This window comes from Paenibacillus sp. Y5S-9 (assembly GCF_036894235.1).
GTDB lineage: Bacteria > Bacillota > Bacilli > Paenibacillales > Paenibacillaceae > Paenibacillus.
The window spans coordinates 4,962,546-4,987,274 of record NZ_CP145887.1; the positions used below are offsets into that span (position 1 = coordinate 4,962,546).

Here is a 24,729-nt window from a genome sequence, read left to right on the forward strand (position 1 = left end):
CCTTATTGAGCTACCATTAGATCAGCTCGTCGTAGATCTCTTTCATTTCTGCAAGTGCTGCAGGGACACGCTCACTGAACCAGGCAACATCTTGCATATCAAGCAGGATATTTGGATACATCCGCGAGAGCGTAGATACCAGAACACCGTGCTCAGCAAGCTTGCTATTTAACAAAATATCAAAAGACATTAATTCAAACGTATATTCAGCCGTATCCGTAAGCGGCTCCGTGCAGCAGTGATAAGAAGCACAGCCAGACGGCCCTTGAACAATTAAAGGCAGACCTACCTTCACTGCTTCCTGGCAGAGTATGTCATGCATCATCTCAGCGTGGCGGTTCATGCTGTGCATTGCCTGTCCTCCATTGCGTCCTAACATTTCCAGCGTAGCTTTTACAGCAGCTGTACCTAATGGATAGCCATTAAACGTACCCGCATGAATTACTTTTTTGTCTACAAGCAATTTCATGATATCCGCTCGGCCAACCAGGGCTGACACTGGAACTCCGCCACCCGCGATTGCCTTCCCAAGTGTAGTCAGATCAGGCGTTACACCGAATAACTGTTGGGCACCACCGAGACCCATACGGAATCCTGTTATAATCTCATCAAAAATGAGCACGACCTGGTACTGATCACATAACTGTCTGACTTTTTGCAGATAACCCGGAGCAGGCATGACTCCGCCTCCATTTACACAAACCGGCTCCATGATTACTGCTGCAATGTCGTCTCCATGCTGGCGAAATAGTTCCTCCAGACGGGGTGCGTCATTCCATGGCAAGAGGTAGGATTGAGATTCCATGGCATCCCTTGCCCTCCCCTTTGTTCCTTTCATGTCACCAGGATAGTCTGAAGGTACAGGCAGACCTGTACGTGCAGTCTTGCCACCCATAATATTGTCCGCATTGCCATGATAATGGCCTTCAAAACGTACAAAGCGATTTTTACCTGTCCACGCCCGGGCAAGACGAAGTGCATTCTGGACAATCTCCGTGCCTGATAACCCAAAACGAATCATCTCTGCTGAGGGTACATATTGATGGATCAGTTCCAGAGCCTCTGCATCCAGGTCGCAATGACTTACGGAAAGAACACGGTCAATGGTATCCTTCAGACACTCGTTATACTCCTCGTTGCCGTGGCCAACAATGAGGGCACCAAAGCGGGCATATAGATCCAAATACTCGTTGTCGTTCATGTCCGTCACTCTGCTTCGGGAAGCATGCTTGAAATGGAGCGGTGTCTCTTCCCAAGGAAGGTGAAAATTATAGTGCACACCTCCAGGCAGCCATTGTTTCACCCGCTGATTGTACTGCATCATCTCCGTGATCATCCCTTATCGCCTCCCCCACTTGTCTGGTTTACTGCTTCATATCGCTCCAGTAACCTGGACCGATCTTGCGGATCATCCAGCGAATAGGCTGCAGGCAAGGTCTTATTCTCAGCCAGCATATTTCTTACGCTCTGGCCTGGACCGATATCGATCCATACCGTTGCTCCCAGATTTTGAACGCGTGCCAATGCCTGATTCCAGCGAATGGGTTGCAAAAGCTGGCTGCTCAGCAGCTTAGGAATGTCCTCGGCTCCGCGAATGAACTCCCCATGTACTGTAGAGCAGATGGGAAACACCGGTGCAGAGAAGGAAATCCCTGCAAGCATCTCTTCAAGCTCAGGCTGAATGAACTGCATCAACTCGCTATGATAAGGTGCATCTGCCTTCATTGGCATCATGCGAAAAGGAATGAATTCCCCACCGTAGCCATCCACCTGATCATCCAGCAATTGAAGCCCCTTCGCAGTACCTGCGACGACAAACTGTCCCGGTGAATTATAACCGGAGATCGTCACATACTCGTTCTGACGAATATTCTCGACTAATTCTTCAAGCGTTTCCTGGGTTACATCAACAACAATACCCGCTCTTCCTTTTTGCTCCTGAATGGAGCGATGCATCAATGCACCACGCTGAGCTGTAAAACGGATTCCATCAGCAAATCGCAATGCTCCCGCCGCTACTAAAGCCGAAATCTCCCCCAAACTGTGACCTACTGCATAATCTGGAGTCATTCCTGTTCGGCGAACAAATGAATCAAATAAAACGTAGCTTGCTGTCAGTACAGCAGGCTGAGCATATTCAGAGACCGTCAATTGATCCAGGGTTCCTTCCATAACGAGTGCCTTCAAATCAAATCCGATCACCTCGCTCGCTTCCGCAAAGATCTGCTTCGCCTCTGGCTCACTGTCCAACAACTCACTGCACATTCCGATATACTGGCTTCCCTGGCCGGGAAATAGCGCACAGAACGTCATACGCTACCGCCACGCTTGTAATAGGCTTTTAATCCGTAATGCGAGATCATCTCCTGCTGCATCTGAGAAGAGCCTTCAATAATCTCCAGAATTTTGGCTTCCTTATACAGCCTGGCAACAGGATATTGGTTACTAATTCCGTTCGCACCATGCACCTGTAGCGCATCGCTTGCAACTTCAACAGCAACTTTGGACGTAAAATATTTGGCGATCGTTGTCTCCATAGCGGCCTGCGGGTCCTTGGCTTCTCTCAGCTCGGCTGCCCGTAAACATAATGCTCGTGCTGCATGGACTTTTGTCACCGCATCTCCAATCATGCCGCGAATCAGCTGAAAATGACTCAGCTTCTGATCAAATTGCTTCCGCTTCCTTGAGTAAGTCACCATAGCATCCAGTGCTTCCTGCGCAATCGCCAGCCCTGCCCAGGCTATGCTATATCTGCCCTGGTCCAGCGCCCCGGTTACGATGTACTCAAAACCTTCATTCAGACGTCCAATAATGTGATTCTTTGGTACACGCACCTCATGGAGATCAATCTCAGCTATACCTGTCTCTCCCGCAACCATGACACCTTCAATAGGTTTGGTCTGTACACCCTCAAACTGGCGTTCGACCCAAAAAGCAGTGCTTCGTCCCTGATTCGAGGCAATAATGATAAATACATCTGCCAGATGTCCAAACGTAATCCACTTCTTTTTTCCATTCAAAACATAACAGTCCGATTCTTCTCTCCACTCGGTCTTTACACTTTTGGCATCTGAACCAACTTCCGGTTCAGTCAGGCCAAAGGCAGCAATCCATTCTCCCTTCACCAACTTGGGCAGCCAGGACGATTTTTGCTCAGGCGTTCCGAAACGTACCAAAGTTTCACTTACAAGTGAAGTATGTACCGTTAACAAGCTGCGAACGGCTGGAAGAGCCTTGCCAAATACTTCAGTCAACAGCCCGTACGCCTTAGGACCGAGACCCATGCCGCCATATTCAGCCGGGATCGAGGCAGCCAAGTAACCTTTTTCAGCCATGGCACGGATCAATGTTCTGGGAATGGCTTGCTGCTCTTGAATCTGTTGAGCATAAGGACGAATTTCACGGGCAGCAAACAATTCAGCTTCATGAATGATCTCTTGCTCTACATCCACTTCAATCATTCCGCAACCCCCTCTTGAAGGAGAGATTCATTGAGATATGCGGCGAACTCGGCAATTGTTTTGTATTCAAACAACGCAACCGGACTGATGTCAACTTGAAGATGCTTACGCGCACGATTAATGATCTTGAGCGCCTGCACAGATGAGACACCAATTTTCAAAAAATTCATCTCTTCATCGATGTCCTCTGGCTCCTGATTCAACGCTGCAGCAATCTCGCTTTTGAGAAAAAGCTCAATTTCTTCTTTTGTCATATCATGACCTCCGTTCCCTGATTCACATCTATCCAATGTACATACGGCTCGAATGGATGTGCTGGCAGATGTACAATCTGGCCAGAGCCATTCGGATGTAACTGTTCCCAATCCAGCGCAGCACCACGTACATAAAGCTGTCCCAGCAATGCAGCAAGCTGCTCCTCCATGGTAAGTGTCGGCTCGGCAGACAGGCGGATGAAGCTCTCCTTGCCACTGTATTCAAGCTGCTGCACTGTCTGATCTGCAGCAATCATAATTACAATGTCGGCGTTTGCCATCTTGCCAGGTGTGTCTTGCAAACTGTCTAAAGTCACTCTGTTGTTCACTGGAATGGATTGGCTTGCATGAGCGTTGTGATGTTCCTCGCCATCCAGATGTAAACGGGATACAAGCTCCTCTCCTGCAGCTATTCCTCGAATCTCCTGAATGGAAGGGACCAGACGTACAAGTGTCTCAAGCAAGGTCACCCAATAGTTCAAGGTAGATACCGTATCTTCATTAGAAACGTCTGGCCTGATTACTTGGCGTGCTTCCGCTTCATCTTCTCCGCGAATCTCATGCCCCCCAACCACAATATTGACACGAGCAGCTCGGTTTCTAGGCTTAAAGCCAAATTCCATCTCTTCGATGTTCCACTCTCCGGTGGGGCTGACAGCTACTGCTGCACGATACCGATAATGTTTTCTATATCTGTTCCGGGTAAAACAAAGATCCTCTAGTGCCAGGTCCGCATGTTTCTTCACATACTGCTCCGTATTATCAATCAGCTTTTTTAAAGCCTGCTCTGATTTCGCAGAGAACGTTAACAATTGGCCTCGTGCCGGGGCATCTGCACGGACAGGGGCTTTCCATTCTTCCAGCACAATGTGGGCATTCGTACCTCCCAGGCCAAACGAACTGATGCCTGCCTTCCGTGTTTTTCCTTCAGGTACATCCCATGATCTACGCTCGCTAACGATATGGAACGGCGATTGCTCCAGTCGGAGGGCTGGATTCGGATTATCCATATGCAGACTTGGTGCCAGTTCCCCATGCTGCATACTGAGCAGAACCTTGGCAAGACTGGCTCCACTGGAGGCTGCAAATAAATGACCAATATTGGTTTTGACTGAACCTAATCCAATTGAATTGTCGCTTGTATATCCCTTTTCCCGGAATAGTCGGAGCAAGGCATTCACCTCAATTGGATCTCCAATCCTTGTCCCTGATCCATGTGCTTCAATATAAGAAATCTCGCTCGGGTTTAGGTTGGCATCGCGATAAGCGGCACGGAGTACCTCATATTGCCCCTGAGGGTTGGGTGCCATAATGCCCAGGGAATATCCGTCGTTATTCACCGCTGTCCCGCGAATCACACCATAAATATGCTTATTGTTGCGAACTGCCTCTGTTAGCGGCTCCAGATATACAACAACAGCACCTTCCCCCAAGACTGAACCATCTGCTTCCCGGTCAAATACCTTCGTATGTTGAGTGGAAGAACAGATTCCAGCATTGCGTGATAGTTGATGAACATGCGGTGTAGCCAAAATGTTCGCTCCACCTACAACCGCCCCAGAGATACGCTTGTCCTGAATGGCCGCCACAGCTTGTGTCAGTGCTACCAGAAAAGAAGAACATGCCGTATCTATGGACAGTGCCGGTCCTGTGAAATTGTACATGTGTGAAATGGAGGCAGCTGCTATATTGGACATATTGCCTACCATAGCGTGAGAATGAACAGCCTTTCCAAGACTCCGGTTCATATAATCAACAACCAGATCGAAGTATGTGCTTGGGTTAATCCCTACATACACACCCACATCACGCTTATCCTCATGGTCCACGAGCATACCCGCATCCTCCAGCGCCTCATGAGCAACTTCCAGCAGCTTGCGATGCTGCGGATCCATAAATGCAGCTTGTTCAGACGGGATTTCAAAGAACTCATGATCAAACGTATCCGGTTGCTTCAGTTCCCCAATCCAGTCATCCCAATCGGGTTGCTTGGAACGTGTTGCACGCTCTAAACTAACCCGGTCAACACTATCTAACCCGTTAACCAGATTGCTCCAGAACTGCTCTTGGGTGTCGGCATCAGGCAGACGCAGAGACAGTCCGGTAATAGCAATAGCACGATGTACATTCAGGTGATTATCTGTTGTTTCAGCCTGTTCAAAGTCCTTCGTATCTGCTGGAAGTTCCTGCAGATATTCCACCATCTCACGTACTGTACTACAAAAAACAAGTAGTTCTTGTCCTAATTCACGTCCCATATGTGCAGACAGCTTGTCAAGTAATTGATAGGAAAGAATGGAATTGCCTCCAAGTGCGAGAAAAGAAGTATCCATCTCAATCTTTCCTGCGGGCAATTGAAGAATATCGGCCCAGGCTTTACGTACGGTATACTCCAAAGACGATGCGGAAACCGTCTCGTGTTGTTGCTGTTGTGTGTTTTCGCGAATCAGCTCTTCAATGGCCTCGATGTCTTTGGAAAATACTCCACGCTCATATTCGTTTCTCAGCATGAAGCGCTGAACCTTGCCACTCGTCGTTTTGGGAATAACCTTGATCGGGAGAACATGGGTGATCTCAATACCCAATCCAGCCCTCATACGTTGGATCAGATCCTGTCGTACCTCCAGAAACTGTGGAGTGCCCGATTTGTATTTAACAAATACAAGTAGCTCCTCTACTTGTTTGAGGCTGTTAAAGTGCCCAACTACCGTCAGATTCCCTCTCGGAATGCTGCTATTCTGGTACAAAATTTCTTCAAGATCATGCGCATAATGGTTCTGTCCCCGAATAAACACAATGTCCTTGATTCGTCCGCTTACAACCAGGGAGCCATCAGCCATATAACCCAAGTCTCCAGTGCGAAGCCACCCATCCACATACATTTCACGATTGATCTCCGGGAGACTGTAATATCCAGAGGTTACCGATTCACCACGGATCTGGATTTCGCCAACAACCCGCTCATCCAGCACTTCACCCTGTTCATCCGCAATCCGGATTTGAATCCCTGTCATGGGATATCCTTCATGGACAAATTCGATCACATCCGAAGTATGGCTATCATTGCTAGGCGGCTGGACTGGTACAGCCAGTCCTTCCTGCACCAGCCGCGAACGCGAAATACGTTCAATTCGTGGCTCTTCCCCCAGTCTGGAGGTACATACACCTACTGTCGCTTCGGCCATGCCATACGCAGGAAACATCATATTGGGACGATAGCCACAAGAGCTGAATTTTTTGACAAATCGCTCAATAACAGACGTTGATATAGGCTCTGCACCATTCAAGGTCATACGCAGTGAAGACAGATCAAGCGTTGAGAGCTTGGAATCCGGGATCTTCTGAACCATCCATTCGAAACCGAAATTGGTACAGCAAAACCATTTCCCCTGATGCTCCGTAATCTTGCGCAAGAACAGATAAGGCGACCGTACGAAAGTATAAGGTGACATCACCATGATGTTGGCTCCACTCAGGACGGGTGTCAGGTGTTGTCCAAATATCCCCATATCATGCGTATGCGGCAACCAGGTAAACACATTATCTCCTTCTTCAGCTCCAAGAAAAGTCTTGCATGCAATACTGTTGGCGATAATATTGTGATTTGTTAACTGCACGCCTTTGGGAATTCCCGTGCTTCCTGATGAGAATTGCAGGAACACAATCTCATCAGGAGAGGTTGGGCATAGATCAGCCATCTGCTGGCCTGCTTGAAGCTGGTTCACGCTAATCAACATAAGACCTTTGAATACAGGACTTTCCCCAAGCTGCTTATACTTGGGCAGGTAGGCTTCTTCGACGATCACTACCGGACGCCCGAGTACCTCCCACACTTTCGTGAATTTCTCCAGACCGGCTGAGCCTGGTTCCCAGGCAGCCGGAGGACTAACCGGGGCGACAATAATGCCCCCCAGCATACAAGCCCAAAAGGTACGGTAAAATTCCTGTGACTGGTCAATCTCCAAAATAACAACCTGTCCTTGTTGAATGCCTTGCTCCTGAAGAGACTGCAGGTACTTGCGCGCCTGCATCAGTAATTCAGGATAGGATTCAAACTGTTCGTCACCTGAAGAGCTGATATAGGTTATTCCCTTTTCTGGATGAGTATCTGCAATGTAGATTAGCATCTCAGCCACTGTTGAATAATGCTCTGGCACAATCAGCTCGGGTCCTCGCTGTATGGATTTACTGGACATGTTGCACCTCCATTGCCTCATTGTGAACTACCACTTTCACTTCGCTACCAAGCTTGTCATCAATCAGTTGTTTCATACGTTTGATGTCCAGACCAGCCTGACAGGCCAGATGTACGTACAGACACTCTTCATCGTAGCGAATAACCCATTCGAATTGGGCGAGTCCCGAATTCGAATCTTGGTCATCCGACGACTGAGACGACATTGGGATCGCTTCGCTGCTGGAGATGAAGCCTTGATAATTAAACAGAATCATCTGACGCGGCTCCTGTTCTGCTTGCCTGTAGGCAGTTCCCAATTGTTCCTGTATGCCATCATATTGTGCCGAGAGGGAAGAATCATGTGTAAGTGCCATAAAGTTAATGCTGTGTTGCTTCGTAAATTCCAGACGTTCCAACAGATCTTCCTGTGTGAATTCACTGTCTACCAGCACTGGAATCAGATCAAGGAATTCTCCCACATAATCATAGTAGGATTCTTCGCCGTACTCCCTTCCGTAATGCACGAGGGCTATTGGCAATTGGCTTATGTCCAGATAAGCCGCAATGATGTTGGCAAAAGTTTCAAAGCATGTCCACCAAACATCGGCAGGCTCCTTCCCTGCAAGGGACAACTCGGCAGTCATGGCTGAAGGCGACAATGTTTCTGTTTCCTTCAACTTGTTCATGACGATGGTGTTACATCTATTCCATGCCTGAAGCGAAAATTGTTTCTCTATTTCATCTTCTGATACCCCTATGGGGCCTTGAGACAGAAAATTTACATAATCCTCATAATTTCGTACTTGGTACAGAAGATTACTCTCGATCTCTATACCTTGCGGTCTATATAATGCCTTCGATTCAAGTTGCTGCTTGATGATTTCAGCACTCATACCATCAAACGCAAGATGATCAAAACTCCAAATCAACTTATGCTCTGTGGCTCCTGTACGCAAAATACACAGACGCCAAGGTAGTTCCTTCAGCGTATACGTTTTGTATAACAGAGACTGAACCAGTTTGTACTCCAACTGCTCAATCGTATCCGAAGCATAATGACGAATATCAAGATATGGGATAAGCTGTTGCAGTATGTCCGCCGCTAATGACATATCACATGGATGCCAATACAATTGTTCTTCCTCATATATCATGCTGTGCAGCAACTGATGCCGGGATATAACCCCAAGGATCAGGTGTTTTACAGCTTGTTCATTCAATTCGCCTTCCAGCGTTGTTGTAAATCCGCTTGCTCGTGAAGTCGTAGAAGCATGTGCTTGTTGAATTGGAGATAGTGGGTATCGACCCATAGGGGTCATGCCCGCCATAAAAGATGAAACCTGATTGCAGCTGTTTAAAACGTGCAGGACCAGGCTGTCCAGTTGTTTCTCATGAAGTGTTATGTCCTGTGGTATGACTATCGGGGACTGAATATGCAGGCTATCATCTGACCAAACTGACGCCGGAGGATTAATGTCTACCAATCGGGCAAGTCCTCTAACTGTCGGATATTGGAATAATTCGTTCACATTGATGGCAATTCCTTCTTTTGCCAAAATTTGAGTGAATGCAATCGCTTTGAGCGAATGCCCCCCATTTTGAAAGAAGTGATCTTCCACACCAATGCCCGGATTACCCAGGATCTGTCGCATGGCGGCAAGAATAACACGCTCCGTTTTTGTCCGAGGTGAATTCACTTCCAGAGACCTCTGCTGCTCCTCAACCAAATGCTCGGACAATGCTCTTCGGTCCACTTTTCCATTGGCATTAATCGGAAGATGATCCATTCGAATAATTCGTGCAGGTACCATGTACTCTGGCAGCTGCTGGTGAAGTTCTCTTCGAATATACTCAGCATCTGCTCCAGTATCGGTTGTATAAAAAGCGGCAATGTGTAGACTTCCTGATGGTTCTATAGCTGTCATGACAAAGGCATCACGAACTCCCGAAAGACGCTCCACGCAGTTGCCTATCTCCGATAACTCAATGCGGAAACCTCTAATTTTGACCTGGAAATCCGAACGTTCAATAAAAATCAGACTGCCGTCAATCAGACGTTTGACGATGTCACCTGTCCGATACATTCGTTCTCCCTTGCGGAAGGGATCATCAAGAAAGTGTTTCCGGGTAAGATCCTCACGGTTAAGATATCCAATACCCACCGCATCTCCACTGATATACAGTTCCCCTGGAACATTAGGTGGCACAGGCTTCAGCTCATCATCCAGAACATACAAGGCTGTGTTAGACAGGGGGTATCCTATAGGCAATGAGCCAGTATAAGGCTCTGTTTGCTGTAATAAGTGGTAGGAGGCAAAAAAGGTTGCTTCCGTTGGCCCATATCCATTTAACAGCCTGCCCGGCCCCACGCATGCAAGCGCTTTGTTGGCATGGCTCACCGATGCAGCTTCACCACCAAACATCACTCTACGCACATTATTCAAGCATTCAGCATCCCAATCCACCAGCATATTAAACAAGGACGTCGGAATATAAAATACTGAAATCCGTTGCTGTCGGATGACATCCGCCAAACGAGCCATATCCAAAATGGTCTCTTTTGAGATTAATACAAGAGTAGCGCCATTTATTAATGAAGCAAAAATATCGAAAATGGAACCGTCAAACGCATAGTTAGAAATTTGCAGGATACGATCCTCTGGCACGACGGTGACAAAATTGCTATTTTTCATGACTTTGCTCACATTGCGATGACTCATCACAGTCCCTTTCGGGGTTCCTGTTGACCCTGATGTATAAATGATATAAGCCGGGTCAAGAGCAGTCTTGTTCATATGTTCAACGGGCTCCTGCATATCTCCTGAATCAAATGCTGCCAGTTCATCTGCGGGCACGATACAAGGAACTACAGATTGCCATGTCGAGGCATACGCCGTTTCAGTCAATAACACAGCCGCATCGCAATCTTGCAAAATAAATTCAATTCTCGATGGCGGCGAAGCCGGGTCGATCGGGACATAACTGCAACCCACTTGGAGTGTAGCAAGAATACTGATCATCTGGATCGGTCCACGGTCCAGAATGAGAGCAATACTGGAGCCTGATTTTACCCCTTGTCCAAGCAACCTGAACGCCAGCCACTGAACACGTTCATACAGATCCGCATAGCTCCATTCACCGTCTTCCCAGACCAATGCTGTCTTCTGTGCATGCACATGAACTTGTTCCTCGAATAATTGGGAAATGGTCGCATCTCGCGGATACTGAGCGGCATTATCGTTGACTCCGTACAGCAGCCATTCCTCTTCCTCCGGTGTAGTGAGCTTAATCTGACCAATTCGTTCATTATCCCCTGTTGTGATCTGAGACAGGATATACCGGAATTTATCCAGCATCAGTTCCATGGACTCCGCTTTAAACAAATCCGAGCGATAGTCAAGTTCAACCGTGTAACATTGCTTGTGCTCCACCAGTGTCCAAGTCAGATCAAATTTGGCATCCACCTTACCTTCGACCCATGGTTCAAGTATCAGTTCCGCGGCTTCAGGATCATCGGTTCCCATATTAATGTAATTTAGCACCACATCAAATAGGGGGTTGCGGCTTAAATCACCGAATAGACCAAGTTGTTCCACCAGTGCTTCATAAGGATAATGCTGATGTTCATAACAGGATAACAGCTTGCCACGCATCTCATTCAAATACGTCTCGGTGGACCATTCTCTGTCCATGCTGGTGCGAATGGCGAGCATGTTCACGAACATCCCCATAACGTTATTGAGTTCTGGCTTCTCACGTCCCGCAACCGCTGTACCTACGACCAAATCGTCTTGACCCGTATACTTCCAGATTAATAGATTCAAAGTTGCCATAAACAACATATAGGGTGTAAGCCCTTGTTGAGTACAGAAATCATTGACTTGTGTGCTTAACGACTCACCAAGTTCAATGGAACGTCGGTCTCCGCTGTAGGATGATGCGCCATGTCTTGGGAAGTCTGTAAGCAATTCAACCAGTGCAGGCTTGTCCTTGAATTCCTGTATCCAAAACTCGGCGTCTACAACAGATTGTGCATGTGACGCAGCTTCATCACGCCATTCCGCATAATCCTTATACTGAATGTTAAGAGATTGCAATGTTTCTCCTCTGTACATGCGTGCAAAATCCTGCATCAGGATGGCAATGGAACTCTGATCCGAAATGATATGATGCATGTCGATGAATAAGATGTGTTCCTCTTGAGAAAGGCGAATGAGCTTAACACGAACCAATGGTGCGCTGGTCAGATCAAAAGGCTTGATCCATTCCATGACCTGCTCTAACCCTGCTGTTTCTAATTCCAGCAACTCCACAACGCTTGGAACCTGATCCTCCACAATTTGGAAAAGCTCACCATCAATCATTTCAAACCTGGTACGGAATGCTTCATGTCTCTCTACCAGTGCATCCATTATTACTCTGAATTTGGCAGGGTCAAGTTTTCCCCTTACCCTATAGGAACTGGCGAGATTATACGCCGTACTCTCACCTTTCATCCACTCATGCACCACATACATTCTTCGCTGAGCAGAAGTGGTCTTGTATTTCTCTTTCTTAGTAACAGGCAAGATTGGGTTCACTGAATCAGAGTCACTTGTAGCCTGATGTTCAGTAATCCATTGAACCATGTGTTCAAACACTGAATGATCAAAAACCTCTTCCAGCCCCAAATTCAGTCCAAACATTTCTTTAATCCTCGACGCCAAGGAAATCGCTTTTAAAGAATGACCTCCAAGCTCAAAGAAATCATCTTCAAGGCCGACTTCTCCATGACCAAGCAACTCCTGCCACAATTGCGATAATACATGCCTTATCTCATCATCAGTCCGTTGAATCCTGACTTTCCCAGATGGAGATTGGTCTAATGCTGCGATAGAACCCGCTGCAACCTGTGACATACCTGCAAGCTGATACAACGCAACATCATGTTGATGAACAATGGGATCAAAGGAATACGTCGGCAGGGAGATTTTTTGCCTCCCCCCCGTTCCGTTTAACTCTTCCCAATCCAACTCCATGCCAGAGCACCAGCAAAAAGCAAGTACTTTCATTAAATACACGTCTGCCTCAAGCAAGCTATGACGATCTCCAGTAAGAGCAATGATGTTTGACTCTGAAAATGAATCCGGGGCTATTTGGTCTGTATCCTGCTGCTGATTCGAAACGATCCACAACGTATGCCCATCAGATTCAGAAAGCGTCTTGCGATTTAGCAGCGTAAACAGGAAATTTGGAGATAACAGTGGTGCAATACTCGACGCATGGTCTGTTACAGTTGCATCTGTCATCCTTCCAGTCAAAGCATCTGACAATGCTCCTTCTTCTAGTGACCAATGCTCCAAATTGTATAAAAGCCCTACGGCATGTACTGGATCAAGTGCATCACTAATAACCAACCCCACCAGTTCGCCAACGCCTTGTCCACAAACAGCATCTGGCTTGACACCAAGCTGCATCACGGTTTTATAAAGAGCATATTGCACAACAAAGCACTGCATGCGCTCAAGCCTTGAATCAGTTAACGATCGCCCTATGCCTTGGCGAATGGCATACTGTTCCTTGGACTCAAAGAGGTTCAGTATCTCTTCAAAGTGCTGTTTGAATATCTCTGAGACCTGGCTCCGATACACAGAAGCATATAGTTCCCGAATCTTGCGCGCTTCCCAATTTGCATTTCCGCTTAGGTAAAACATGACCTTAGGCTTCCCATTTATCACACTTGCCTGTGTCTCAAACTCCACAGACTGCTCGCTTGGCGGAATATAACCGTCTACAACGATTAGTGCTTTACGATGAATGAATCTGCTTCTTCCCTTCTGTAGCGTCCACGCAGCATTGGGCAACTGCTCAGGCAATGCATGCATCGCCTGTAGAACCGAATCGTACGTGCGTTCCAGCGCCGATTCACTTTTGGCCGAGAAGGGCAGCAGAAGCAATGACTCATAATTGGCTTGGCTCTCTTGAACAGGAGGCTGCTCCAGAATGACGTGAGCATTGGTACCCCCGATCCCAAACGAACTGACACCTGCTCGCAAAACATGCTTCGCGTCTTCTAATGGCTGTGGCTCCCTGTTGATATAGAAGGGACTATGCTCCAGCTCCAACATTGGATTCGCCCGATTCATGTGAATCTGTGGCGGAACCACCCGGTGATAAAGCGTCAGTACGGTTTTAATAAAACCGGCGACACCTGCTGCCGCATCAAGATGCCCGATATTGGCTTTTACAGAACCTAGAGCACAATAATTCCTAAGATCTGTTCCCCATGACTGCCTGAGCGCTTCGATTTCAATCGGGTCCCCCAGCTTGGTTCCTGTTCCATGCGCCTCCAGATAGGAGATCTCTTTAGGAGACACTCCCGAACGATGCAGGGCAGATTGAATAACCTTGACCTGCCCGGCCACACTCGGTGCCGTATATCCAATTTTGTCCATGCCATCATTATTAATCGCCGAACCTTTAATGACTGCATAGATATGATCTCCATCTCTCTGCGCGTCGCGGAGTGACTTGAGCACAACTATTCCGCATCCATTACCAGACACAGTACCAGATGCCTGCTCATCAAATGGTCTGCAATGACCATCCTTTGAATAAATCATGCCTTCATGCCAGTGATAACCTTCTTTGAGCGGATAGGAGATAGAGACACCTCCCGCAAGTGCCACATCACACTCCCCCCGAATCAGCGATTCAGCAGCTTGGTGGATAGCAACCAAAGAGGTCGAACATGCGGTCTGTACGGCCATACTCGGCCCTCTCAGATTTAATTTGTGAGATACCCGAGTTGTAATATAGTCCTTTTCATTTAAAGTCATGGCTTCAAAAGCCTGTAGCAAATTACCGGAACGACCTAGAAATTGCACCATCCATGGTAAGCTTAGTCCACTTCCCGCAAACAATCCTATAGATCCCTCATAACTGTAAGGATCACACCCGGCATGCTCAAGCGCCTCCCATGAGCACTGATGCAGCAGCCGTATTTGCGGATCCATCATGTTGGATTCCTGATGTGGATATTCGAAAAATCCGGAGTCAAAATACTCAGTATCTTGCAGTACACCTTTGGCCCGTACATAATCAGGATGTTTGAAGTCTTCCGGTCGTACACCCGCAGCGGTTAGATCCTCCTCATTTAGACGGGTGATACCATCCTTACCTGCCATTAGGTTATCCCAGAACTCATCAATATTTCTTGATCCGGGAAAATGCCCTGCCATGCCAATGACTGCGATATCCGACGAAGAAGAAATTCTGCTACTGTGTTCTGAAGCAAACGGGATAATCTGTTCCGGTCTGCTCTGCTCCACTTTGCTGTTTTCAACTGTGCTCCTCACATACTCTTTTGGAGCTGTTGTCGGCTCCGGGTTCGTAACAGGATATCCAGCCGAAGCGATATGTCCGCTCTCCTCTTGTACCTGTTGTGTAACTGTCGGCAGCATCTGCTCAGCTACCAGATGATTGACCAGTGATGCAATAGAGGAATGCTCAAACAATTGCACCAGCGGAACGCTTTTATCCAGATAGGCATTCAGGCGATTATTGATCAGAATAAGCCCCAGCGAGTTGCCTCCGATGTCAAAAAAGTGATCATGGATATTAACCGTATCCAGATTCAACATTTCCTTCCACGCTGCAATGAGCATCTGCTCCAGATCAACCTTTGCCCGCTCGATTCCTTGAATGGATGAGCCATAAACCTGAGCCGGATTAGCTTTCTCTCCCGTTTCAAAATCAGCCAGACGAAGGGCATTGCGATTCAGTTTGCCATTAGGCAGCACAGGCAGATTTTCCAGACGAATCAAGCGAGAAGGCATCATGTACTGTGGAAGCCGCTGCTTTAACCAGGTCCGAATCTGTGCGTCTTCATCTTCCATAACGGACAACCCAATCCCAGGCTTCAGACTGTAGAAAAGGATTAATTGCAATGAATGTGGCTCGGCCCCTTCTACCTTAACGACAGCCTCCCTTACACGTTCATAATTCATCGCTGCCTGCTCAATCTCATTCAGTTCAATCCGGTAGCCACGAATCTTCACCTGCTGATCCAACCGTCCCATTAACTCAACATCCCCATCCGGCAGTATACGGGCCAGATCGCCAGTTCGGTATAAACGGCCTCCCAAAACATTGGGGTTTGCAATGAATCGGGCATCGGTCTCAGCTGCATTGTGCAGATAACCGCGGGATAATCCTTTTCCTGCAATGCACAGCTCTCCATAACTTCCAGGTGGCAGTATTTCACCTTCATCATTCAGAATATAAATCTCTGTATTGGTAATGGGCTTGCCAATGGTAATCGCAGCTGTGTCATTCAATTCTTTGGTCGTTGACCAGATCGTAGTTTCCGTTGGTCCATACATGTTAAAGACTCGAGCGGGCGTAAGCCGCTTCAGATCGGTGAGGAGTCCCACAGGGACATTTTCCCCTCCGGTAAGAACACACCGCAGATTGCCCAGCGCCTGAGCGAATTCCCGATTTTCGACAAATGCCTTAATGCGTGAGACCGTGCTAAGAATGTGTGTAATACCATGTTCACGTATTCGACGTGAAGTAAGAGCCGGGTCAAGCTGCTCCTGCTCATTGGCCAGATACAGCGAATATCCGGTGCATAATGGTGTCCACACTTCAAATCCGAAAATATCAAAAGATATGGTCGTTACACTGATAATGCGATCTGTCTCATGTGTAAAAATATGTCGGTGCCTGATGTCCTCAACAAAATTGACCATCGCCTCATGAGTAATCATGACCCCTTTGGGACGACCCGTTGATCCTGAGGTAAAAATCACACAGGACAGGTCCGAAGACAGGAAGCTTAAGTCCGGGTTAACGGATGAGCGCACATCCTGGGCAGTTGGATCATACACAAATCGCTCTCCGCTAAAAGTCACTGTGCCTTCTTCATCAGGCGTACACAGCAATACGTTCATTCGGCTATCTTCGATCATATTCACGATGCGCTGCGGTGGAAAAGCAGGATCCAGAGGCACATAAGCCGCCCCAGCTTTCAGCACTGCCAATAGCATAATGATCAATGATTCATCTCGTCTGGATAATATGCCCACAGGTTCATCCCGGCGCACACCTTGATCAATCAGCTTCCAAGCCAGCGTATTAGCTTTTTCATTAAGCTCCCTGTAGGTAAAAGAGGCTCCGGATGATACAAGGAGAGCTTCCTTGTCTGGTGTGTGTTCTGCCTGCAACTCAAACAGCCGATGCAGACCCCCCGCAGAATTGTAATCCAGACGTGGACCAGCAAGACGATGGACTGGGTGCTCATGAGAACGTTCGTTTCTCTCAAACAGTTCGCTCAGAGACAGATTAGGCTGTTGTACAACCTCTTGGCAGAGTCCGATAAACTCCTGCATCATACCTTCCACTGTGTCCCGGTGGAACAGATCCAGCGAGTATTCGATATATCCTTCAATCACCTGCTTCTCCCTGTTTTCTTGACAAGTCATTAACAGATCATAAGTAGACGTACCTGTCTCCACCGGAAAAGAACTGAATTGCAAACCATGAAGTTCAAGTCCATGCAAATCCATGTTCTGATAATCAAAACAAACATCAAATACCGGATTTCGGTTCAACTCACGTGTCACGCCCAGTTGTGCCACAAGCTCATTAAACGGATACTCCTGATACGCAAAAGCATCCAGAGTATGTTGTTTAAGTTCGCGTAAAAAATCAGTGTACGTACGATCAAACGTTGGAAAATTCCGCATCGCAATCATATTGACAAACATGCCTACCGTCTCTTTCCACTCCTCTTGCATCCTTCCTGCAACAGGGGTTCCTACCACAATGTCCTGCTGACCTGAGCGGTGTGCGAGAAGAAGATTCCACACACTTAGCATTACCATATACATGGATGCTTCCGATGAGGAAGCCAGCTCGTGCAAGTTTTGTGTTACCGAACGATTCAACGTGAAATGGAAACGTCCCCCTTGCATGGATCGCTGTGATGGACGCTCCTGGTCAAGTGGAAGCTCCAGCACAGGTAAAGAAGGGCCAAGATGGTCCAGCCAGTATGTTTGATGTGAATTGTATTCCTGTGATGCGAGACGCTGCTGCTGCCATACCGCGTAATCTTTATACTGCAATCGGACTGCTTGCTCTTTGCCAAAATATAAATCGTTGAAGTCACGAGTGATGATTTCGACAGATGTACCATCTGCGATAATATGGTGAATATCAAAGAATAGCAGATGCTTGCGCTCGCCTATCTTAATCAGTTCAACCCGCATAAGCGGAGCACTCCCCAGATCAAAAGGACGAATCAATGTCTCGATCATCGCAGGCAACTCTTGGTCATCTGCCACATGTTGCTCTGCATAGCCCATACTTAAGCGAACCGAAGGTTGGATGATCTGAACGATCTGACCACCCCGTATCTCAAACAATGTTCTGAGCGCCTCATGATGCTGTATCAACTTCTGCAAAGCAGCCTCAACTCTTATACGGTCCAATTCACCTTCAATAATGGTTGCAGATGGTAGGTTGTATGCCGTATTGCCTGGATCAAGCATCGCTTGTGTGAACATACGCATCTGTGCAGAAGAGATTGGATACGCATCCATAGTGGGTGCTGATTGAATGGTCTGTTGGTCCACTTTTGGTTTCGCCATGACATAGAGATGCTCCGCCAGTTGAATAGGCGTTGAATGATTGAAAATATCTGCTACCTCAGGCTGAATTCCTAAATGAGACCGGATCCATGCAGACAAGCTGACTGCTTTGAGAGAATCTCCTCCGACCGCAAAGAAATTAACCTCTTCATCTAGATCATTGATGCCAAAAATCGTTCGATATGCGTCCAGGACAATCTGTTTCAGTTGGTCGGAATCACCTGTATAAACTGTCCCTTTTACTAGAGTAGAGCCACTTCCCATACCCTGCTCTGCATGCCCCGTATCATCCCCGGTACCCATTCCTTCCGCTGCTGATGAGCCAGAAAGAGAAACACTGACAGGATAGGATTGTTTGTTGAAAACATAAGTAGGCAGAGAGCATTTGCGTCGTACCGTCTGCCCTTTGAGCACCTTCCAGTCCGGTTCAATGCCTTCGCACCATAACTCCGCAAGTCTGCGGTTCACATAGATACTATCCTGCTCTGTCTCCCTTACGTGACGTAGCATATTCAGTACCGTCTGGGAATCTCTTGATTGACTATGCTGTCTGGCAAAAGAGCTTAGCGTTCGTCCTGCACCTACTTCAATTAATACAGCCCGCTCATCCTTCAACACTTCAGCCAGGTTTGATTCAAACAACACCGGCTGTAAAATATGACGGGACCAATAGTCAGGTTTAGTGATTTCATCTCCAAGCGCCCATGTTCCACTGGTGTTGGACAGTAATGGAATCTGTGGCGTATGAAGTGAATGCTCTGCTAGATAACGTCTAAATTCCTCGGCAGCCTGATTCATCATTGGCGTATGGAATGCATGGGAGGTCTTCACACGAATGCACTTCCAGCCCAGTCCTTCAGCCTTGGCTTCCATCCGTGAAATGGCTTCAGCTGTCCCACCAATCACGCTCGAACCTGTAGTATTCACCAGGGCAAGCCACATGTCTTCCTCCAGTTGTGACTTCACCTGCTGTGCATCCGCCATAATGGCAAGCATGACCCCGGGTTGTTGTTGCTGCATCAGACGTCCGCGAAGTCGAACTAACTTGACAGCATCTCCGAGTTCGAACACCCCCGCTACCGCTGCGGCAGCCAATTCACCAATGCTATGCCCGATCATGCCATCTGGCTTGATGCCCAGATCCAGCAGCGACTTGGCCAGCGCATAACTTGTCATGAACAGTGCGAATTGGCTGTACTCTGTCTGGTTTATTCGCTCAGGCTGCTGATCTCCGTATACAACGGACAGCATTTCTTCTCGTTCTTCCGCGGGCAGAAGGTCCAATATTTCCTGGATATAACTTCTGAAGATTGGGGCCAGGCCTGATTGCTCTGTAGATCTGTATAGTTCTGCACCCATTCCCTGATACTGACTGCCCTGTCCGGGGAACATAAAGTATACGGGACGAGTTCCTTGAGCCGAATGGTATACTCGTGCTTTCCCCAGCTGCTGTATCAGCTTGTCCGGATTATCCTTCCATTTCTTATCCAGAATGAGTGCCTTACGATACGCAAAAACAGATCTACCTGATTGCAAGGTCCACGCTGCGTTCGATACAGATTGATCCGGCTGCTGAGTCAGATGTTCCATAATCCGTTCAGCGGTGCGGTTCAGCGAGTGCTCTGTTTTGGCGGAAAAAAGCAATATATTTACGTCATCATCGGGACTGCACTTCTCCATCTCGGGAGCCTCCTCCAATACCATGTGAGCATTCGTGCCCCCCACACCAAATGAATTGATTCCTGCGCGCATGACTCCAACATTACCCTGTTTCCAGTCCACACCTTGTGCATTAACTTTAAAAGGCGTATTCAAAAAATCAATTTTGGGATTAGGCTGCTCATAATTCGCTGTTCCAGGGATATAACCTTGTCCAAGACTGAGCGCTACCTTGATTAAACCAACCACACCTGCGGCTGTATCCATATGTCCCACATTGCCTTTGACCGAACCCAGATAACAAAATTGCTTTTGGTCGGAAGCAAAGGCCCGAGTTAACGAGTTTACTTCAATTGGATCACCAAGCAACGTTCCCGTACCATGTGCTTCGATATAACTCACCGTTTCCGGGTCTACTCCGGCTACCTTATAAGCATCCTGAATGACTTCAGCCTGTCCGCTTACGCTAGGAGCAAGAAAACTGAGTTTCTCTTGTCCGTCATTGTTAATTGCTGAGCCTTTGATGACCCCGTAGATATGATCTCCGTCCCGCAGAGCATCGGTTACCCGCTTCAGCACCACAATTCCCATACCATTGGAGAAGACGGTTCCACTGGCTGCCGCATCAAATGGACGACAGTGTCCATCTGTGGAGAACATCATGCCATCCTCAAATATGTAACCCCCTTCATTGGGCAACTCCACGGTGATCCCACCAGCCACGGCCACATCACATTCTCCAACGATCAAAGATTGACATGCCAGATGAGGTGTAACCAGTGAAGTAGAACATCCCGTCAGAGCGGTATAGGCCGGCCCTTTTAAGTTAAGCTTATAAGCCATTCGGGTAGCGAGAAAATGATTGGTACTGAGGGTAAATGCTTCGTATTTACTGCTATAGTTAGCATCGTTAAAAAGTACTTGACGGTACCATTCGAAGTCATCGGACCCGCCAAGGAACACACCCACCTTACCTGCTTCATCCGGTCTGCAGCCTGCATCCTCCAGCGCTTCCCATATTCCCTGATACAAAAGTCTGAATTGGGGAGACATCATTTTGGCTTCACCGGGAGTATAATCAAAGAACCCTGCGTCAAACTCATCGATGCCGTTGGCACGTCCTTTTGCCTTGACATAACGAGGTGAACGCAGCAATGCTTCCTCCACACCAAGCTCCCTCAATTCATCATCACTATAAAAGTGAATGCTTTCCCGCCGTTCAACAAGGTTACTCCAGAACTCCCTTATATCCTCAGCACCCGGCACATTCACCGCCATGCCCACAATTGCAATGTCCTCACGCATAATGCCGTCTTTTCTTTGAAACAATTGTTCCCTTTCAGTCGGTATCCGAACTCCCTCATCTTTTGATCCCAGCGCCGCAAATTGACGCAAAGTCGGGCATTCGAAAAAACGAGGAACGGGGAACTCCACATCGGTATAATGTTTTAGTTTATTGTGAGCCTGAATGACAGAAAATGAATTTCCGCCCAATTCAAAGAAATGGTCATCGCGCCCTACTCTCTCAACACCGAGCACTTCGGCCCACACTTCAGCTATAACCTTCTCAAGCTCAGAAGACGGGGCGGTATAAAACGTACTGGAAGCGTGAGCATGCGTGATATCTGCCATGAGTGCCTTCCGGTCAATCTTCCCACTGCTATTCAATGGAAATTCGGATTTATGTACAAAAACGGATGGTATCATATATGCCGGTAACGAACGAGACAGGTGCTCTCTCAATTCGACAGAAGGCAGCTCCTGCTCTGACAGATAGTAGGCATACAGCAAGCCGGACCTACCTTCAAATGATTTCATGACTACCACGGTCTGGATGACACCCGGATAGGTTGACAGGGTATTCTCAATTTCGCCTGTCTCCAGTCTGGCGCCCTGAATTTTAACCTGAAAATCAATGCGTCCCAGATATTCGATCGTACCGCTTGGGAGTGAACGTACCAGATCCCCTGTGCGGTACATGTACCTGAAATGTTCTGCGTCCTGTCCTTCTTGAAAGAAAGGATTAGGGATAAACTTCTCTCGGGTCATCTGTTCCAGATTCAGATATCCACGTGCAAGCCCAACACCGCTAAGACAAAGCTCCCCTGGAATACCTAACGGCTGAAGCTCATCATGATGTCCGACGACATACCATCTGGACTCATTGAGCGGGTAGCCAATCGGTACATTGCCCAAGCCTTCATAATGGCTTAACGGATAATGAGAAACCCATATGGTGCATTCGGTTGGACCATATACATTTTCCAGACTTGCTCTAATGCCTAACCTGTTAAATTTCTCAATGATGTCTGGCGTGACTGCCTCTCCGCCAACAAACATCCATTTTAGCGTTTCCAATGCTGACAGATCGGAGCGAAGCTCCATCGTTTCCAGAAAAAGACGGAATAACGTTGGAACAAAGTTAATGTGCGTCACCTTATGTGATGCCACCGTAGACACAATACGAGCAGGGTCTTTTTCTGCTCCAGGCTCAAGAATACTTAGTGCGCCTTCACCCATGAACCAGCCGAAAAGTTCCGTGGCGGACACATCAAAGGTATATGCTGTTTTCAGCAAGTAAACATCCTGCGCCTGCATTGGAAAACGACGCTCCAGATCAAGCAGTGTATTGACTACGCTATGATTTTCAACCATGACTCCTTTTGGCTTGCCTGTTGATCCGGATGTGTACATGATATAGGCAAGGCTATGCGGATTCAGCGCCTCTTCAAGATTTGAGGCATCCCCCGTATAGGCCTGATCTCCCTCAACGTAGATGTACTGGACATCCAGAGTCTTGTCATCTTTTTCGGGCTGCATAGCCAGCACTATGGATATGTCTGCATCCGACATAATATAGGCCTTTCTGGACAAAGGATAGGAAGGGTCTACAGGCACAAAAGCACATCCGGCTTTTAATACAGCCAATAGGGCAATGACCATATCCGAGGAACGTGGCATCTGCACGCCGACTGCCGCGTTATCACTTTTCTTACTCGCAACGATCTGCCTAGCCAATTGATTCGCTTTTGCGTTGACCTGCGCATAGGTCTGATGCTGCTTCCCTTCCATTAGAGCTACCCGCTCCGGGAAACGCGCTACTTTATCGTGAAATATATCCATAATATGTTGTGGAGTGTAGGGAAAATAAGAAGTTTGATTGAATCGGTACAATAGGTTTTCTTTCTCATCCTGCATCAGAAGGCTGAACTCACTGATTTTTTGATCAGAATTGGTTACTAGTTGATTCAGCAAGTATAGAAATCGTTGGCCCATTCGCTCCATTGAATCTTCACGGAACAAGCTCGGTTTATATTGCAGCTTCAACTGAGCCCCTTGCGGTAGACGACTCAACACCACCATTAGATCTCCTGGAAATGTAACCTTATCCTGATCCAGAATACGAGTTCCGAGCATATCTTCCTCATAGGAATCATAAACAAAGGAGATATCAAACAACGATGGTGATCCGGGTTGAGCCTGTAACATGCTGTCTCTGACAATGAGGTTATTGGGATATCCGATGTTCCTATACGTATCCATCCAGGTTGTGGCTACTTGTTGCAGCAGAGGTTTTAGAGTTGATTCGAGGTCAATATGGAATCGCATAGGCAGCATATGGACAAAACATCCAATCGTTTCTTCCAAGTCCATACCGGGACGATGAGAATATGGGGAGGCAAAGGTGATATCGTCTGTACCGACATATTTGCTCATAAGAATGCCAAAGGCACCCATAAAGAACATAAAAACGGTTACTTCATTATCTTTGGACATCTGTGTAATATCAGCCATTAACGATTCCGAAATATCAAATCGCAGTTCATGACCAATACCTTCTTGTACAGAACCTGCTGGAAAGTCGTGCTTTAGAGAAAGAGGTTCCGCTCCCTTCATTTTGTTTAACCAGTATTCCCGCTCTTTGGAATACTTGTTTTCGTGCAGTTTCTTGTTCTCTGCCTCAACATAAGAGATGAACCCTTCATCCAGCTTGACATCCACAGGCTGATCTTCAAGAAGACATGTATATGACTGGATAAGTTTGTTTTTCATCAGTTCAAGCGACAAGCCATCACATATTAAATGATGAATACATAAGGTCAGAATATATCGGCTTTTATCCATCTGAACAATCATTATACGGAACAGAGGACCTTTCTCCAGCACAAAAGGTGTCCCGATGCATTCATCTACCAATGCTTCTAACTGTTGTTCCTTTGGATTCTCCTGATGCTCGCTACTTAGGTCCCACAAGGCAAGTGAGTAGTCCATATCTTCATGAACGGATAACACGGGTACATCATTTTGAATCTCAATCCGAGTACGCAGCACCACTTGCTCATACATAAGCAATTCGATGGCCTGGCGAAATATCTCCATTTGAAGATAATCAAATTGTATTGAAGCTGAGATGTTATACGAAGTGGGATCATTCACCTGACAATCAAAATAGATTCCCTTTTGTGTTTCGGAAAGTTCAACGGTTTTTTGTACCATCACGACCACACCTCATCGTTTAATTGAGATTCAAGCTGTGTAAGGCAAAA

General features: G+C 47.2%; 6 protein-coding genes. All 6 read right to left on the reverse strand.

Annotation, left to right across the window (positions count from 1 at the left end; genetic code table 11):
• Positions 1-16 precede the first annotated feature (16 nt).
• From V6669_RS21955 to V6669_RS21980, 6 genes are read right to left on the reverse strand one after another with little or no spacing between them, the layout of a single operon-like run.
• On the reverse strand, positions 17-1,336 hold the full coding sequence (locus V6669_RS21955; RefSeq protein WP_338588053.1) for an aminotransferase class III-fold pyridoxal phosphate-dependent enzyme: 1,320 nt from the start codon (positions 1,334-1,336) through the stop codon (positions 17-19).
• Positions 1,333-2,313, reverse strand: a complete 981-nt coding sequence (locus V6669_RS21960; protein ID WP_338588054.1) for an ACP S-malonyltransferase — start codon at positions 2,311-2,313, stop codon at positions 1,333-1,335. The genes V6669_RS21955 and V6669_RS21960 overlap by 4 nt, the downstream gene beginning before the upstream one ends.
• Positions 2,310-3,461, reverse strand: a complete 1,152-nt coding sequence (locus V6669_RS21965) for an acyl-CoA dehydrogenase family protein (RefSeq protein ID WP_221821913.1) — start codon at positions 3,459-3,461, stop codon at positions 2,310-2,312. The genes V6669_RS21960 and V6669_RS21965 overlap by 4 nt, the downstream gene beginning before the upstream one ends.
• Positions 3,458-3,715, reverse strand: coding sequence for an acyl carrier protein (locus tag V6669_RS21970; protein WP_036668520.1), 258 nt, complete (start codon positions 3,713-3,715; stop codon positions 3,458-3,460). Before V6669_RS21970 ends, V6669_RS21965 begins: the two co-directional genes overlap by 4 nt.
• Positions 3,712-7,911 (reverse strand): beta-ketoacyl synthase N-terminal-like domain-containing protein, encoded by a 4,200-nt coding sequence (locus V6669_RS21975; protein ID WP_338588055.1) that lies wholly within the window; start codon positions 7,909-7,911, stop codon positions 3,712-3,714. Before V6669_RS21975 ends, V6669_RS21970 begins: the two co-directional genes overlap by 4 nt.
• On the reverse strand, positions 7,901-24,679 hold the full coding sequence (locus tag V6669_RS21980; protein WP_338595011.1) for an amino acid adenylation domain-containing protein: 16,779 nt from the start codon (positions 24,677-24,679) through the stop codon (positions 7,901-7,903). The genes V6669_RS21975 and V6669_RS21980 overlap by 11 nt, the downstream gene beginning before the upstream one ends.
• Between the last annotated feature and the right edge of the window lie 50 nt (positions 24,680-24,729).